The sequence below is a fragment of the Atlantibacter subterraneus genome (genome assembly GCF_007570865.1).
GTDB classification, from domain to species: Bacteria; Pseudomonadota; Gammaproteobacteria; order Enterobacterales; family Enterobacteriaceae; genus Atlantibacter; species Atlantibacter subterraneus.
The window spans coordinates 237,013-252,370 of sequence record NZ_VLPS01000001.1; the positions used below are offsets into that span (position 1 = coordinate 237,013).

Here is a 15,358-nt window from a genome sequence, read left to right on the forward strand (position 1 = left end):
GATGAAATATAATTAGTTGATTTTATGGATTAATTTTCAGTTATCTCGCCATGCCTGGTGAAACGCACCGTAAATGTGCAATTTTTGCTGGCGAACTTTGCATTTGCTGAACATTGACGTGGCGGTCATGCTTTGGTTCTGTAATTTTCACCAGCCTGAGCAGGAAAATAGCGTGGCGATATTTACCCTGCCTCAGCGAGCGGGTATTGTACGCGCCCACCAGGGAGAAAATCGATGACTACCAAACCCGGCCTGCATCCGCGCAACCGCCACCAAAACCGCTATGACTTTACCGCTCTGCAACAGGCCAACCCTGAGCTGACGGCCTTTGTGCGCCGCTCGCCTGCCGGGGAGCCGACAATCGATTTTGCCGATCCGCTGGCGGTCAAAGCCCTTAACCGGGCGCTGCTGGCCCACCATTACCAGGTTAAAAATTGGGATATCCCCGACGGCTTTCTGTGCCCACCGGTGCCGGGACGTGCCGATTATATCCATCACCTGGCGGATCTGCTGGCGCAAAGTAATGATGGCGAAATCCCGCGTAACGCCACGGTGCTGGATATCGGCGTCGGCGCAAACTGTATCTATCCGCTGATTGGTCACCATGAATACGGCTGGCGTTTTACCGGCAGCGAAGTGAATGACGAGGCGTTAAAAAGCGCCAATGCGATTATTCTTGCCAATCCGGGGCTCAATAAAGCGGTTCGCCTACGCCGCCAGAAAACGCCCGGGGCGATCCTCAACGGCATCATCCATAAAAATGAGTTTTACGACGCCACAATCTGCAATCCGCCGTTCCATGATTCGCAGGCCACCGCCGCAGCCAGCAGCGAGCGCAAACGCCGCAACCTGGGGCTGAATGACAACGCGCAGCTTAACTTTGGTGGGCAGCAGCAGGAGCTGTGGTGCGAAGGCGGGGAAGTGGCGTTTATCACCACGCTGATTGAGGAAAGCAAAGCCTTTGCCCGTCAGGTGATGTGGTTTACCACCCTGGTCTCGAAAGGGGACAATCTCCCGGGACTGTATCGCGTTCTGCAACAGACGGGCGTCGAAAAAGTGGTGAAGGTAGAAATGGCGCAGGGCCAGAAGCAGAGCCGCTTTATCGCCTGGACTTTCCACAACGATGCCCAACGTTCCCGCCGGGCATCGTCCGCTGCTCGCTGATTAAACCGTAGGATTTGCAGGCGGCAATGCGCTGCCTGCCGCCGCCTCACTGTTAATCGCCGCCGCGTCCGGCCCCGGTTGCATCACCTGGACGGTTTGCACCGGCGGCCGGATACCTGCTTTATCAAAGTGCTTTTTCACCATACTGTCGAGCGCAAACCGCACCGTCCACTGCTTCAGCGGCTGGGTGGTGAAGGTGACGCGGATAGTAAATGCAGTATTAGTCAGGCCGACAATCCCGGCAAACGACGGCTGACCTATCACCAGTGGACGGATATCGTCGTTTTGCAGCACCTCATCCACCGCATCACGCAGAGCGCGGTTAGCCTTTTCAGCATCCTCGCCACGATCGACATCATAGTTTGCGACAAACGAGCCAATCCCCCGCACAAAGTTAGCGAAGGTGGTGATCGATGACCATGGGATAATATGGTACGCGCCGGTATCCTGGCGCACGCCCACCGAGCGAATCGACATCCGCTCCACGGTGCCAGTAATCGGCCCGATGGTGACCAAATCGCCGGTATTCATCCCGTTCTCAAACTGGATGAAGATGCCGGTGATAATATCTTTCACCAGCGTTTGCGAACCGAATGACACTGCCAGCCCCAGCGCGCCTGCGCCCGCCAGCAGCGGGGCGATGTTCACGCCGATTTCCGACAGCACAATCATAATAGTGATGGTGCTGATCACCACCGCCAGGGCGTTACGGAACAGCGTCAGCAGCGTGCGGGTACGGGCGCTGGGCATCGGGCGGCCATGAATATCCGACGACAGGCGGTTTTCAATCAGGCTGGCCAGAATGGTCCAGCCAACGGCGGAGAAAAACAGGATCAGCAAAATGCGGATCAGAATATCCACGGTTTTCTCGCCAGCCCCCTGGGTGAGCCATTGCCACATGTCAAACAGCCCCCAGGCGTTGAGCAGCAACAGCATCGCTACTACCACCGTCAGGATCCGCGCCAGCTTCAGTGAAGCGGAAAGCCAGCCGTTGATGCGTTTTTGCAGCTCCGGATAATTGCGCTGCACCTCAGGCGACAGGGTGATGCGTTTGGCAATCCAGCGCGACAGCATCCCGGAAATAAACGCCGCCACGCTGATGATCGCCAGGCTTTTTAGCGTCGCGCCCATCATAAACTTCAGGCTATTACCCGGATCGAACAGAGAGAAAAACATCAGCACAATAAAGTAGGCGCTGGCAATCCAGTGCCATACCAGCGCGAAGGCGCGGATAAACAGGCTAAAAAACGCCAGCGAGCGGTCGGCAAGATGAATTAAATCCTCCTGGATCCGACGCTTATTTTTGAAAATTAGCGCCAGCGCCCAGACGGTGATGGTCAGCATGATCGCCACGTTGGCCAGCGCCCCCGCCTGGACGTTGATCTGATTCGAGATAATCGGCACCGCGACCAGTAAGCCGTAGCCAATCAGGCTGCTCAGGGCGCTGAGGCGCAAATTCCAGTAGCGGGCGCTTTCATCGCTGATATTGAAAGGGCGCAGCTGGGGAAAGCGCGGGCAGAAAATCAGCCGCAGGATGGCCTTAAAGAATTCAATCAGCGCGAAGGCGTTGAGAAACAAGCCCTGCTGGCGTGCGATGGTGCGATTACCGGCGTTCATCATATCGCTAAGAATTTGCCCGACGAACAGCGTCAGCGACAGCAGCGCCAGGTCGATAATAAAGGCACCGATAATCATCAGCGGGAGATGGAACCAACTGCTGCGGTCGCGATTTCTGCGCCGCCCCCATTCGCCCATTTTGCGGTACAGCGGGCTTGCCGCCATCCGTACCAGCCAGTAAAACGCGAATACCGCCATCGCCAGCCCGATAAAGTGGGTAAAGGCGTTAATAAACGTTTGCTGATTGAAAGCCTTGTGCGGCGCGCCGGTGATATTGCGATGCAGCTGAGCGAAACGCGACACCAGTTCGCCGCCGTAATGGCGGGTGATGTCGGTGACGTTTTCCAGAACGGTTTTTTCTTCTTCCTCAATCGGCGGCGGGGTCAGCGTCGGCACGGGCTCTGGCGGTGGCGTGGCGGCAACCTGACGCAGCTGGTCGATAAGCTCGGCGCGCGACTGCTCGTTATCCAGCACGTCGGCCAACGCGCCGTAGGCGGCCTTTTTCTCGGCCAGGTCGGGTTCAGGAGGTGGCGCGTCGGTTTTATTTTCCGTGGTTGCCGCCGCACCCACCGCATCGGCGGGCAGCGAAACGGCCTGTAATGGGGCGCACACCAACATCAGCATCAGCAAAAGAATTCGCGACACAGGCTCCTCCGGGTTGAGAAAGTGACACAAAAAACCTAAGTATAGTGTCCGGAGCGGGCCTGGCGGGAAATGGGGATTAATCCGGGGGTAATAAAAAACCCCCTCGTATGAGGGGGTTAGTATCAGGAGACGTGCTGCAAAAATTCCTGCAAGCGCTGACTGGGTGGGTTCTCGATCAGCGTTTGCGGATTGCCGTCTTCGGCGATCCGGCCTTTGTCGATAAAGATCAGTCGGGATGCCACTTTTTCGGCGAAGCCGATTTCGTGGGTCACGATCACCATCGTCATGCCTTCTTCTGCCAGATCCTGCATCACTTTCAAGACTTCGTGGCGCAGCTCCGGGTCGAGTGCCGAAGTCGGCTCATCGAACAGCATCATTTTCGGCTTGACCGCCAGCGCGCGGGCAATTGCCACGCGCTGCTGCTGGCCGCCGGACAGTTCGGAAGGATAGTGGTGGGCGCGTTCCGCCAGCCCCACTTTCGCCAGCAGCGACTGGGCCAGTTTTTCCGCTTCTGCTTTCGACGCGCCGCGCACCCGCAGCGGGCCGAACATCACGTTCTCAAGGGCAGTGAGGTGAGGAAACAGATAAAACTGCTGGAACACCATGCCCGCTTCCTGACGGATCAGGCGCTCATCAACTTTCGGGTCGTTGACTTTCAGACCGTCGACAATCAAATCGCCGCTGGTGATCTCTTCCAGTTTGTTAATGCAGCGCAGCAGGGTGGATTTACCGGAGCCGGACGGCCCGATAATCACCACCACTTCACCCTGGGTAATGTTCAAATCGATATTGTGCAGCACCTGGGTCGCGCCAAAGTGCTTGGAAACGTTTTTAAATTCAATCACAGGATTTTCATCCTTCTTTCAAGACGACGCAGTACGAAACTCAACACCAGGGTGATGATCAGATAGAACACCGCAACGGCGCTCCAGATTTCCAGCGCGCGGAAGTTACCGGCAATGATTTCCTGGCCCTGGCGGGTTAATTCGGCGACGCCGATAACAATAAACAGCGAGGTATCTTTGATGCTGATAATCCACTGGTTGCCCAGCGGCGGCAGCATACGGCGCAGCGCCAGCGGTAAAATCACGTGGCGAATGGTTTCGCGACGCGACAGTCCCAGCGCCAGGCCGGCTTCTTTGAATCCTTTATGGATAGACAACACCGCGCCGCGGGTGATTTCGGCGATATATGCGCCGGAGTTGATCATGATGGTGACCACCGCCGCGCTGAACGGGTCGATGCGCAGGTCGGTAAACGCCATGGGCAGGGCAAAGTAGATAAACATCACCTGCACCACAATCGGCGTGCCACGAATCACTTCGATAAACACCAGGGCGATGTGGTTGGCGATCCAGCCGCCGTACGTGCGGGCGAAGCCTGCAACCAGGCCGATAATCAGGCCGCCGACCAGACCGAGGATCGAAATCCACAAGGTCATTTTGGCGCCTTCAATCAGGAGGGGAATGGCGGGCCAGATGGCGCTCCAGTCAAACTGCATGATGATATCCTGTTGTACCGTGGTTCAAAATGAGAGGGGCGAATGGCCGCCCCTCAGAGTCGCGCCGACGCATCGGCGCTGTTATTAAGTCTGCGTATTATTATTTTGGTTCAGTACCGAACCATTTTTTATAAATTTCGTTATAGGTGCCGTTGTCGCGCAGTGTTTTCAGCGCGCCGTTCACTTTATCACGCAGTTCGTCGCTGCCTTTCGGGAATGCAATGCCGTACTGCTGTGCTTCCAGGGACTCACCTACCGCTTTGAACTGGCCGTTGCCCGCGGTTTTGATGAAGTACAGAATGTTCGGCGTATCGTGCAGCACCGCGTCAGCGCGGTTGGTGCCGAGTTCCATGTACGCGTTGTCGATGTTCGGGAACTGGCGCAGGTCTTTGGTTTTGATGTTCGCTTTCGCGTAATCAACAGAACCGGTACCGCTCTTCACGGCCACCACTTTACCGTCCAGATCTTTTACGCTTTTCACGTCATTGTTGTTGGCTTTTACCATCACCAGCAGGCCGCTTTTGTAGTAGCCGTCGGAGAAGTCGATCGCTTTTTTACGCTCGTCAGTGATGGTGATGCCCGCCAGCGCCAGGTCAACGTTTTTGGTTTGCAGTGCCGGGATGATGCCGCTGAAATCCATCGGCTTCAGTTCGTAATCCAGCTTCAGTTCTTTCGCAACGGCAGCCCACAGATCTACGTCAAAGCCCACATACTTATCGCCTTGCTTGAATTCAAAGGGAACGAATGCGGTATCGGTCGCCACGACCAATTTTTTATCAGCAGCCTGAGAAGAGACGGCGAAAGCCAGGGTAAGTGCAGCAAGTGACACTTTCAAAATCGACTTCATAGCTTTTCCTTTTTTAAATCCACGGGACGATCCCCAGCGAGACAGCCTTAGTATGAAAAATTCGTGCCAACATTACAACCTGCTGATTTAAATGGAGTTGAAAAAGACGCCTTGCATGGCTTACGGAGCAAACCGCCCTCAACGCACCATTTTGGTGCTCCAATTTGGTGCATCCACAGGATGAAAGGTTGAGAAGCCCTATTAAGCGGTCAAACAGGCCAGAAAACAATCTTTCATTAACGATTGTGTGAGGTGATTATTACAAAAAAATAACGTTTCGCGGGAGCGGAAGGAAAGGGGGTGCGCCAAAACGGTGCAAAACCCCCTCGTGAGGGAGGGGGTGGAATAAGAAAAACGTCTGACTTATTCGATGTTTGATTCAATGAACCACAGGAATTTGTCCAGGTCGCGCGAGGCGGCAGTGAAGATATCTGCGGTATCTTCGTCTTTCGCTTCTTCGATGGCTTTACGCACATCGTTTGCTACTACGGCGTAACGATCGGCCAGCTCTTTGAGGTGATCCTGAACGCTGTGGATGTCCAGCGGATAGCTTTTCAGCGCCGTTTTGCTGTTGATAACCTGGGTAGTGCCCAGTGCAACACCGCCGAGCTGTACGGCACGTTCTGCAATGGTATCGAGGTGATCGGTAAGCGCTGTGCGGAAGCCATCAAGCATTTCATGAACGCCGATAAAGTTTGCGCCGCGCATGTTCCAGTGAGCCTGTTTGGTGATCAGAGACAGGTCGATGAACTGGACTAACTGGCGGTTCAGCAACTCAATAGTCGCTTTCTTATCGCTATCTGCCACATCGTTGCGGGTATATAGCAGATTAGAAGTTTTTGTTTTAACCAATTTAGCGGTACTCATAATCTCATATCCTCTTGATGTTATGTCCCAATTGAATTACCGGAAATAAGTATAGCACCGGGTTTTGAGTCTGCTGTTTTGAATATACCTATCGGTCAAATAGCGAGAGACGCGTTGCGAAGTTTGATTGCAATAAAATCAATGGTTTATGATTGGATTGACGATTTTAAAATGAGACGTAAATAAATATGTAGCCGGCGGGTAATTATTCTCAATCGCAACCAGAACTGTGGCAGCAATAATCCTGATAAAAAACTAAGATTATTCCGCACCCTATTTTAACGATGCGGAATAATAGCCGTTATTTTATATCGACGCTTTTTATCTGCGGCTCACGCTTGATGGTGAGCGTGGAGCCAATCGAAGCGATCACGATCGAACACAGCGCCAGAAGCTGTGTCCCGGTCAGGGTTTCGCCGAGGAAAATCATCCCGGAAAACGCGGCCAGCGCTGGCTCCATACTCATTAAGGTGCCAAAAGTACGGGTGGGCAGACGGGTCAACGCGACCATTTCCAGCGAGTAGGGAAGAGCGGTAGACAGAATAGCGACCCCAATCCCTAATGGAAGCAGCGACCAGTGCCAGAGTGCATCGCCCGCCTGCCAGGCACCAATGGGCACAAACACAATCGCGGCGATTAGTGAACCCAGCGCGACCGTCGCCGGGCCGTGATCGGCCCCGGCGCGCTGGCCGGTAACGATATATAACGCCCAGCAGGCCCCAGCGCCTAACGCGCAGGCCGCGCCGAGCGGATCGACATGCGTCACGTCCTGGCCAAGCGGCAGCAAAAACCACATCCCCAGTACTGCCAGGATCACCCAAATAAAATCCACAGCGCGGCGGGAGGAAAACAGCGCCAGCGCCAGCGGGCCGGTGAACTCCAGCGCAACGGCAATACCCAGCGGAACGGTGCGAATAGACAGATAAAACAGGTAGTTCATGCCGCCCAGCGCCAGGCCATACATCAATAGCGGAATGCGTTGTTCACGGGAAAAGCGCAGCCGCCAGGGCTTGAAAATAATCACCAGAATCAGCGTTCCCAACGCGAGGCGCAGCGCGGTCACGCCCGGCGCGCCGACCAGCGGAAAAAGCGTTTTAGCCAGAGACGCGCCGCTTTGAATGGAAATCATGGCGATGAGTAGGGTTACAACCGGAACCCAGATGGGCGTTTTACGGGACAACGTTGGCATCCTGCACCTGTCAATTTGTGTCAGCTATCAGTAAAGCTGGCAGTGTAATGTAAATAATGAGTAATGGTTGAGCCTTTGTTGAAAAAAAACGGCGCGCCAGGCCCTAGAATGTAGGGAGATTGATGAGAAAAGCTACAGAATCTTTTAAGAATTATCTGGATGTCTGAAAGATTCGTTGGAGCCCATAATGAACCGGTTACGTTAACTAATTGTTTTATTAGTGAGATAAAGGATGTCGGAAACGTTCCGTTACATGAAGGTTCCCTTAGACAGCCTGAATCGCAAAGAGTTTCCCATCATTTTTTGGTATATTTAATACTTTAGTTTTACTTGAAGCACATTTGAGGTGGTTATGAAAAAAATTGCATGTCTTTCAGCACTGGCTTGTGTTCTGGCCGTTTCCGTTGGTACAGCTAGCGCCGCAACCAGCACCGTAACCGGTGGTTATGCTCAGAGCGATTATCAGGGCGTAATGAACAAAGCTAACGGTTTCAACCTGAAATATCGTTATGAAAATGACACCCCGCTGGGCTACATCGGTTCCTTTACCTACACCGAAAAAGACCGTTCCGACAGCGATGCATACCGTAAAGGCCAGTACTACGGCATCACCGCAGGTCCGGCTTACCGTCTGAACGACTGGGCGAGCATCTACGGCGTTGTGGGTGTTGGCTACGGTAAATACCAGGATCGTAACTACACCACCGCTGACAACAACACCAGCGACTACGGTTTCTCTTACGGCGCAGGTATGCAGTTCAACCCGATGGAAAACGTTGCACTGGACGTTTCCTACGAGCAGAGCCGCATTCGTAACGTTGACGTTGGCACCTGGATCGCTGGCGTGGGTTACCGCTTCTAATCACTTCGGTGATAATAAAAAATCCGCCCGATGGGCGGATTTTTTTTGCCTGATGCAAACCGTTAGCGGCTGCGGGTTTCAAATATATCGCTGCCCAGATGGTCGTAATCGACCTTATTAAGCTTGAAGTTAGTGATGTAGACCGGCCCGGCTTTTTGTTCTGACAGGAACCGGTAGCGGCTGGAGATTTCTTTGGTTTTTATCCCCGTCCACTGGGAGAAAAACGCCAGGAAATCGTTGGCGCTACGGCGCGCTTTAATAATCCGATGCGCTTTATCATCGCTGGACAGCACCATAAACGGCACCTGGAAATTCTGCTGGAACTGGTCGTCATGGGCCAGATACTGCACCTCTTTACCGCGCTCCTTAAACGCCAGCCCGTGATCGGAGAAATAGACCATCGAGAAACTCTGACCGCTGTTCTGCAACTGGCCGTAAAGCTGTTTCAACAACGCATCGGTTTGGGTCACAGTGTAGAGGTAGCACGACGTCTCTTTCGACTGCACGAAATCGGCGTATTTTCCCTGCGTCCGGTCGCAGGCCTGGGGATGCGAACCCATCAAATGCAGCACGATAAGCTGCGGCTGCGTGCGCTCGGTTGCCAGCACCTGGGCGGTCATCTTCAGCAGCGCTTCATCGCGGGTGTTTTTATCCGCTTCAAAATCACCGCTTTTCAGGAACTGCACTTCATCGGCGCGTTTAGCGATGCTGGCGATAGCGGTATCGTATTCGCCGATTTGCCCCTGGTTGGAGAACCACCAGGTCTGAAAGCCGGCGCGGTTGGCCAGGGTAACAAAGTTATCCTGAAACTGCGGTTTGCCGTCTACTACGCGATTTAACGTCAACCCGAGGGATTTCTGAGTAGAGCCGCTGGCGGCAATATAATCGGTGAACAGGGTGCCATTCACCGAACTGGCGAAAGGGCTGTTGTTCCAGTGGCCGCCGAAGGCACCCACCGCATCGCGCCGTTCGCTCTCGCCAATCACCACCACATAGGTGTGGTACTTCGGCTTAACGGCCAGCACGTTCCAGGAGTCTTTAATCTGCGACAGCTGCGCCATGCGCTGCTGCTCGTCGATCACTTCCTGATTGTTGACCACCACATCTTTAACGAAGCGAAACACCGGGTAGCCGGTATCTTTTAACTTAAACACGCCGCCCCAGGCGAGGTTCTGCAACGGCGCAACAAACACCGCCGCCACGCTCACCGCTAGGCACAGGCTGTCAAAATGCCGCCAGGGCGGATTTTTGACGATGGCTTTACGGCGCAGCGCAAGCACGCCCAGCGCGAAAATAAACACCGACACCAGATAGCTGTACCACGGGAAGATGGTCAGGATCTCGGTGGACTCTTCCATATTGGTGGAGTGCATCGCCAGCAGCGTATTGAAGTTCGGCGCGCCGTAGGCCTGGCCGAAGGGGTAATACATCGCCGCCACCAGCGAACAGGCACCGATCAGGACTTTTTGCCCCACCGGCATCGCGCGCCACAGCAGGAGTAAAACGCAGGTAAACGCCACCGCATACAGCAGGCTGAACGGATAACCCAGCGCGTAATTAATCAGCAAGGATTGCAGGAAATAGAAAGCCATCCACGGATCGGGCATGAATCCACGGGCGGTTAAGGATTTTTTCAGCGTTACATTCATATCGCAACTTCAACAGAACGCCATGCGTGAACCCTGGCGTCAAGGGTATTGAGAGCCTGCCTGGGAGCTGGATAGAAGAGGGCGTGACCGCATCTGCGAGCCGCTTTGATTGCAGGGCTGCAAGAAGATAGAGCCTTGTCATAAGAAGATCAACAGGCGCTAACGGTTTGTTTTGCGAGACGGATTACAAAATAGCTAAACGGCAGGGCGCAAGCCTGATGCGGCAACAAAGGGAGAAACAAAACAGACAAAAAAAATTACAAAATGATGACAACTTCATCATCTGGGGCGCTGCCAGATAACAGCCTGACGCCGTTATTTGGCAGGGGTTTTCGGTTCCGGGCGCTTGAAATAATCACAGAGTAAATCAATCAGCAACAAGCGGACCTGAAATGGAGAGTGGCTAAACACGGATATGCACCTCTTGAATTCGTTCATGGGCTACCTCCTCGGTTCCGACATCGGTAAATCCATCACTGATGCGAATACATACAGATATAGCATAGGCTATATTCTATAGCTATGGCTAATTCGTTAATTTTTTGTGCTGGCGAGGCTGTGGTTTACAATGAGCGTTACGATCGAGATAACCGTATCGCGCCACAGTAATGAGGAAGCACAATGAGTCGTCGCGCAGGTAAGCAAAACAGTAAAAAAGTGACGCAATTGGTCAATGTCGAAGAGCATGTTGAAGGGTTTCGCCAGGTTCGCGAAGCCCACCGCCGTGAACTTATTGATGATTATGTCGAATTGATCTCGGATCTTATCCGTGAAGTAGGGGAGGCCCGCCAGGTGGATATGGCGGCGCGGTTAGGCGTATCGCAGCCGACGGTGGCGAAAATGCTCAAACGGCTGGCAACGGTCGGGTTGATTGAGCAAATTCCCTGGCGCGGAGTATTTTTAACGCCGGAAGGGGAAAAACTCGCCCAGGCGAGCCGCGAACGGCATCACATCGTCGAACAGTTTTTGCTGAATATTGGCGTTAGCCCGGATACCGCCCGGCGCGATGCCGAGGGCATGGAACATCACGTTAGTGAAGAGACCCTCGGGGTATTCCAGCGTTTCAACGAACAACACGGCCAGGGACACTAAATGCTGCGGCAATTTCTCCGTCCCTTTTTACGCGACCGTTTCTTACACCTCTTATTACTGATTGGCCTGATCGTTAGCTTTTTTGTTCCCTTTGCCCCCGTGCACTGGCCTGACGCGATTGACTGGCACACCATTATTACCCTGAGCGGATTAATGATGCTGACCAAAGGCGTTGAACTCAGCGGCTATTTTGACGTGCTGGGGCGGCGCATGGTGAAAGGCTTTGCCAGCGAGCGTCAGCTGGCGATGTTTATGGTGTTCGGTGCGGCGCTGCTGTCTACTTTTTTAACCAATGACGTGGCGCTGTTCATTGTGGTGCCACTCACCATTACGTTGAAAAAACTGTGCGGCATTCCGGTTACCCGGCTGATTATTTTCGAGGCGCTGGCGGTAAACGCCGGTTCGCTGCTCACCCCCATCGGCAACCCGCAAAATATTTTGCTGTGGGGGCGCTCGGGGATCTCTTTTGCGGCGTTTATCTGGCAGATGCTGCCGCTCGCGGCGGTACTGGTGCTCAGCCTGCTGCTCCTGTGTTGGTTCTTTTTCCCGGCCAGGGCGCTGCATTACCAGGCGCGTGAACAGCAGCATCAGTGGAAGCCGCGCCTGGTGTGGACCTGCCTGGTACTGTACCTGGTGTTTCTGGCTTCGCTGGAGCTTCACGTCGAGCGCTGGGGATTGCTGGTGGTCGCGGCGGGCTTTTTGATCGTGGCGCGCAACGTGCTGGTGAACATCGACTGGAGCCTGCTGCTGGTGTTTGTCGTGATGTTTATCGATGTGCATCTGCTGATCCAGCTACCGGCGCTGCGCGAAAATCTGCCTGGCGTGACCCAGTTCTCTTCCGGCGGGTTATTTTTGCTGGGCGTTGGGCTGTCGCAGTTTATCAGCAACGTGCCCTCCACCATCCTGCTGCTGAACTATGTGCCGCCTTCCATGCTGCTGGCCTGGGCGGTGAACATTGGTGGGTTCGGCCTGCTGCCGGGATCGCTGGCGAATTTGATTGCCCTGCGCATGGCGGGCGATCGCCGCATCTGGTGGCGCTTTCATCTCTGGTCGCTGCCGCTGCTGGCGTGGGGGATGCTGGTGGGGTGGGGGTTACTCACGCTGCTGCGCTAGCGCAGGGCATAAAAAAAGAGCGGCTAATCAGCCGCTCTTTTTCGTTTCAGATGAATCAGTTCAAACGTACCGGCATACCGGAACGGTTTTGCAGCGCCTGTTCAACGATGCTCTGATCGGAATCCGGCTGGGTGGTTACCGTCTGGACCGCCTGGGTCAGGGTGATCGGCACCACTTCGTTGTTTTCAATCTGAGATTCGCTGGTAGACAGCGGATTGTGAACCTCGATATAACGGCTGCCGTCCGGCTCAACGGTGGCTTTCACCGGCTCGTTGATAAACTGGACGCGAGTGCCGACCGGCACGTTCTCAAACAGGAATTTGATATCGTCGTTACGCAGACGTACACAGCCGTGGCTCACGCGCAGGCCGATGCCGAAGTTAGCGTTGGTGCCGTGGATAGCATACAGGCGACCGATGTACAGCGCGTACAGACCCATCGGGTTATCCGGGCCTGCCGGGACCACTGCCGGAAGCGGCTCGCCTGCGGCTGCGTATTCAGCGTGCATCTTGGCGGTCGGCGTCCAGGTCGGGCCTGCTTTCTTACGCTCAACTTTGGTGACCCAGTTGATCGGGGTATCTTTACCCAACTGACCGATACCGATCGGCAGAACGATCACGGTATTGGAGCCTTTCGGGTAGTAGTACAGACGCATTTCGGCGCTGTTGATAACAATCCCTTCATGCGGGGTATCCGGCAGGATCAGCTGCTGCGGGATATTTAAAATGGTGCCGCCTTTAGGCAGGTAAGGATCCACGCCCGGGTTGGCTTCCGTCATATTGGAAAAACCCATCTGGTACTGCGCGGCGAAATATTCCAGCGGCTCGGTGTTGCCTTCCGGAATCGTGATGACCTGGTTTTGCCCGACAACACGGCTGCCGTCGGTCGGCAGAGGGTAGGTCACGGCATTGGCGGTTTTGCAAAAACCGATCACAGCGAAAGCTGCTACTAAAAGCGTGCGTAATTTCATGTTCATCTTGTGCAGTGTAGTCGAGCCTTACTCGGCGGTAGATTAGCGATTTCGGGGCGCATTATAGGTGGATTATTGCGCGCTGGGAAATCGGATGTGGATGATATCACATTTTTTTGCTTACCCTGCTAAGCATAGCAGGGGCGTTGCGGGGCGATTTAAATTCGGACTTATGGCATAATGCGGCGTTTATCACAATTTCTTGCAGGATATCGTCGTGTTAGTTACCAGCAACGTCACTATGCAGTTTGGCAGTAAGCCGCTGTTTGAAAATATTTCCGTCAAATTTGGCGGCGGCAACCGTTACGGCCTGATTGGCGCCAACGGTAGCGGAAAATCCACGTTTATGAAGATCCTCGGTGGGGATCTGGAACCGTCCCTCGGTAACGTGTCCCTCGATCCCAACGAGCGTATCGGTAAGCTGCGCCAGGATCAGTTTGCCTTCGAAGAGTTCACGGTTCTCGATACGGTGATCATGGGGCACGGTGAGCTGTGGGAAGTGAAGCAGGAGCGCGACCGCATCTATTCTCTGCCGGAAATGAGCGAAGAAGACGGCTATAAAGTGGCCGATCTGGAAGTGCTGTATGGCGAGATGGACGGCTACTCTGCTGAAGCGCGCGCCGGTGAACTGCTGCTGGGCGTCGGTATCCCGGTTGAACAGCATTACGGCCCGATGAGCGAAGTCGCGCCAGGCTGGAAACTGCGTGTGCTGCTGGCCCAGGCGCTGTTCGCCGACCCGGACATTCTGCTGCTCGACGAACCGACCAACAACCTGGACATCGATACCATTCGCTGGCTGGAGCAGGTGCTGAACGAGCGTAACAGCACCATGATTATTATTTCGCACGACCGCCACTTCCTGAATATGGTGTGCACCCACATGGCGGATCTGGATTACGGCGAACTGCGCGTGTATCCGGGCAACTATGACGAATACATGACGGCGGCGACCCAGGCCCGTGAACGCCTGCTGGCGGACAACGCCAAGAAGAAGGCCCAGATCGCCGATCTGCAATCCTTCGTCAGCCGCTTTAGCGCCAACGCCTCTAAGTCACGCCAGGCGACCTCGCGCGCCCGTCAGATTGACAAAATCAAGCTGGAAGAAGTGAAGGCCTCCAGCCGCCAGAACCCGTTCATCCGTTTTGAGCAGGACAAGAAACTGTTCCGCAACGCGCTGGAAGTGGAAGCGCTGACCAAAGGTTTCGACCAGGGTCCGCTGTTTAAACAAGTCAATCTGCTGATGGAAGTCGGAGAAAAACTGGCGGTACTGGGGACCAACGGCGTGGGTAAATCCACCCTGCTGAAAACGCTGGTGGGTGAGCTGGAGCCTGATAACGGTACCGTGAAGTGGTCAGAAAACGCGCGCATTGGCTATTACGCCCAGGACCACGCCGCGGAATTTGACAACGACCTGACGGTTTTCGACTGGATGAGTCAGTGGAAACAGGAAGGCGACGACGAGCAGGCGGTGCGCAGTATTCTGGGCCGTCTGCTGTTCAGCCAGGACGATATCAGGAAGCCTGCTAAGGTGCTGTCCGGTGGTGAGAAGGGCCGTATGCTGTTCGGTAAGCTGATGATGGAAAAACCGAATATCCTGGTAATGGACGAACCAACTAACCACCTGGATATGGAATCCATCGAATCGCTGAACGCCGCGCTGGAAATGTACCAGGGCACGCTGATTTTCGTTTCTCACGACCGTGAGTTTGTCAGCTCGCTGGCGACGCGGGTGGTAGAGATCACGCCTGAGAAAGTGATCGACTTCTCCGGCGGTTACGAAGAGTATCTGCGCAGTAAAGGGATTGACAGCTAATCTGATTGCTGGCCTGCCCACGCAGGCCA

The 15,358-nt window shown here is 54.4% G+C and carries 14 protein-coding genes; 5 read left to right on the top strand and 9 right to left on the bottom strand.

The window, feature by feature from the left end:
* Positions 1-234: 234 nt before the first annotated feature.
* The gene (gene rlmF, locus FND52_RS01135) at positions 235-1,164 is read left to right on the top strand and encodes a 23S rRNA (adenine(1618)-N(6))-methyltransferase RlmF (RefSeq protein ID WP_144129053.1); all 930 of its coding nucleotides are present in this window, start codon (positions 235-237) and stop codon (positions 1,162-1,164) included.
* On the opposite strand, the gene ybiO is transcribed toward rlmF, so the two are convergent.
* The 6 genes from ybiO to rhtA form a co-directional block, all read right to left on the bottom strand.
* On the bottom strand, positions 1,165-3,426 hold the full coding sequence (gene ybiO / locus FND52_RS01140) for a mechanosensitive channel protein (protein WP_144129054.1): 2,262 nt from the start codon (positions 3,424-3,426) through the stop codon (positions 1,165-1,167). It lies immediately after the preceding gene.
* Positions 3,427-3,548: 122 nt separating this feature from the next.
* The gene (gene glnQ / locus FND52_RS01145) at positions 3,549-4,271 is read right to left on the bottom strand and encodes a glutamine ABC transporter ATP-binding protein GlnQ (RefSeq protein ID WP_002434736.1); all 723 of its coding nucleotides are present in this window, start codon (positions 4,269-4,271) and stop codon (positions 3,549-3,551) included.
* The gene (gene glnP, locus FND52_RS01150; RefSeq protein ID WP_125292436.1) at positions 4,268-4,927 is read right to left on the bottom strand and encodes a glutamine ABC transporter permease GlnP; all 660 of its coding nucleotides are present in this window, start codon (positions 4,925-4,927) and stop codon (positions 4,268-4,270) included. Before glnP ends, glnQ begins: the two co-directional genes overlap by 4 nt.
* Before the next feature lie 100 nt (positions 4,928-5,027).
* Entirely contained in the window at positions 5,028-5,774 is a 747-nt protein-coding gene (glnH, locus tag FND52_RS01155) for a glutamine ABC transporter substrate-binding protein GlnH (RefSeq protein ID WP_125292435.1), read from the bottom strand.
* Between the two features lie 363 nt (positions 5,775-6,137).
* Positions 6,138-6,641: a DNA starvation/stationary phase protection protein Dps gene (dps, locus tag FND52_RS01160; protein WP_125292434.1), complete on the bottom strand. Its 504-nt coding sequence runs from the start codon at positions 6,639-6,641 to the stop codon at positions 6,138-6,140.
* Between the two features lie 301 nt (positions 6,642-6,942).
* Positions 6,943-7,830: a threonine/homoserine exporter RhtA gene (gene rhtA / locus FND52_RS01165; protein WP_144129055.1), complete on the bottom strand. Its 888-nt coding sequence runs from the start codon at positions 7,828-7,830 to the stop codon at positions 6,943-6,945.
* 352 nt (positions 7,831-8,182) lie between these two features.
* Here rhtA and ompX point away from each other — a divergent pair, with 352 nt between their 5' ends.
* On the top strand, positions 8,183-8,692 hold the full coding sequence (gene ompX / locus FND52_RS01170; RefSeq protein ID WP_125292432.1) for an outer membrane protein OmpX: 510 nt from the start codon (positions 8,183-8,185) through the stop codon (positions 8,690-8,692).
* A gap of 62 nt (positions 8,693-8,754) precedes the next feature.
* Here ompX and FND52_RS01175 read toward each other — a convergent pair whose 3' ends face one another.
* Positions 8,755-10,341, bottom strand: a complete 1,587-nt coding sequence (locus tag FND52_RS01175) for a phosphoethanolamine transferase (protein ID WP_125292431.1) — start codon at positions 10,339-10,341, stop codon at positions 8,755-8,757.
* 315 nt (positions 10,342-10,656) lie between these two features.
* Complete coding sequence (gene mntS / locus FND52_RS01180; protein ID WP_125292430.1) at positions 10,657-10,779, bottom strand: manganase accumulation protein MntS; 123 nt, start codon at positions 10,777-10,779, stop codon at positions 10,657-10,659.
* Between the two features lie 183 nt (positions 10,780-10,962).
* On the opposite strand from mntS, the gene mntR reads away from it, so the two are divergent.
* Both mntR and FND52_RS01190 read left to right on the top strand, forming a co-directional pair.
* Positions 10,963-11,433 (top strand): manganese-binding transcriptional regulator MntR, encoded by a 471-nt coding sequence (gene mntR, locus FND52_RS01185; RefSeq protein ID WP_125292429.1) that lies wholly within the window; start codon positions 10,963-10,965, stop codon positions 11,431-11,433.
* Positions 11,434-12,546: an SLC13 family permease gene (locus FND52_RS01190; protein WP_144129056.1), complete on the top strand. Its 1,113-nt coding sequence runs from the start codon at positions 11,434-11,436 to the stop codon at positions 12,544-12,546.
* Between the two features lie 55 nt (positions 12,547-12,601).
* Here the strand turns inward: FND52_RS01190 and ldtB are convergent, their stop codons facing one another.
* Entirely contained in the window at positions 12,602-13,522 is a 921-nt protein-coding gene (ldtB, locus tag FND52_RS01195; protein ID WP_125292427.1) for a L,D-transpeptidase, read from the bottom strand.
* Positions 13,523-13,733: 211 nt separating this feature from the next.
* Here ldtB and FND52_RS01200 point away from each other — a divergent pair, with 211 nt between their 5' ends.
* Positions 13,734-15,329, top strand: a complete 1,596-nt coding sequence (locus tag FND52_RS01200; protein WP_144129057.1) for an ABC-F family ATPase — start codon at positions 13,734-13,736, stop codon at positions 15,327-15,329.
* Positions 15,330-15,358 lie beyond the last annotated feature (29 nt).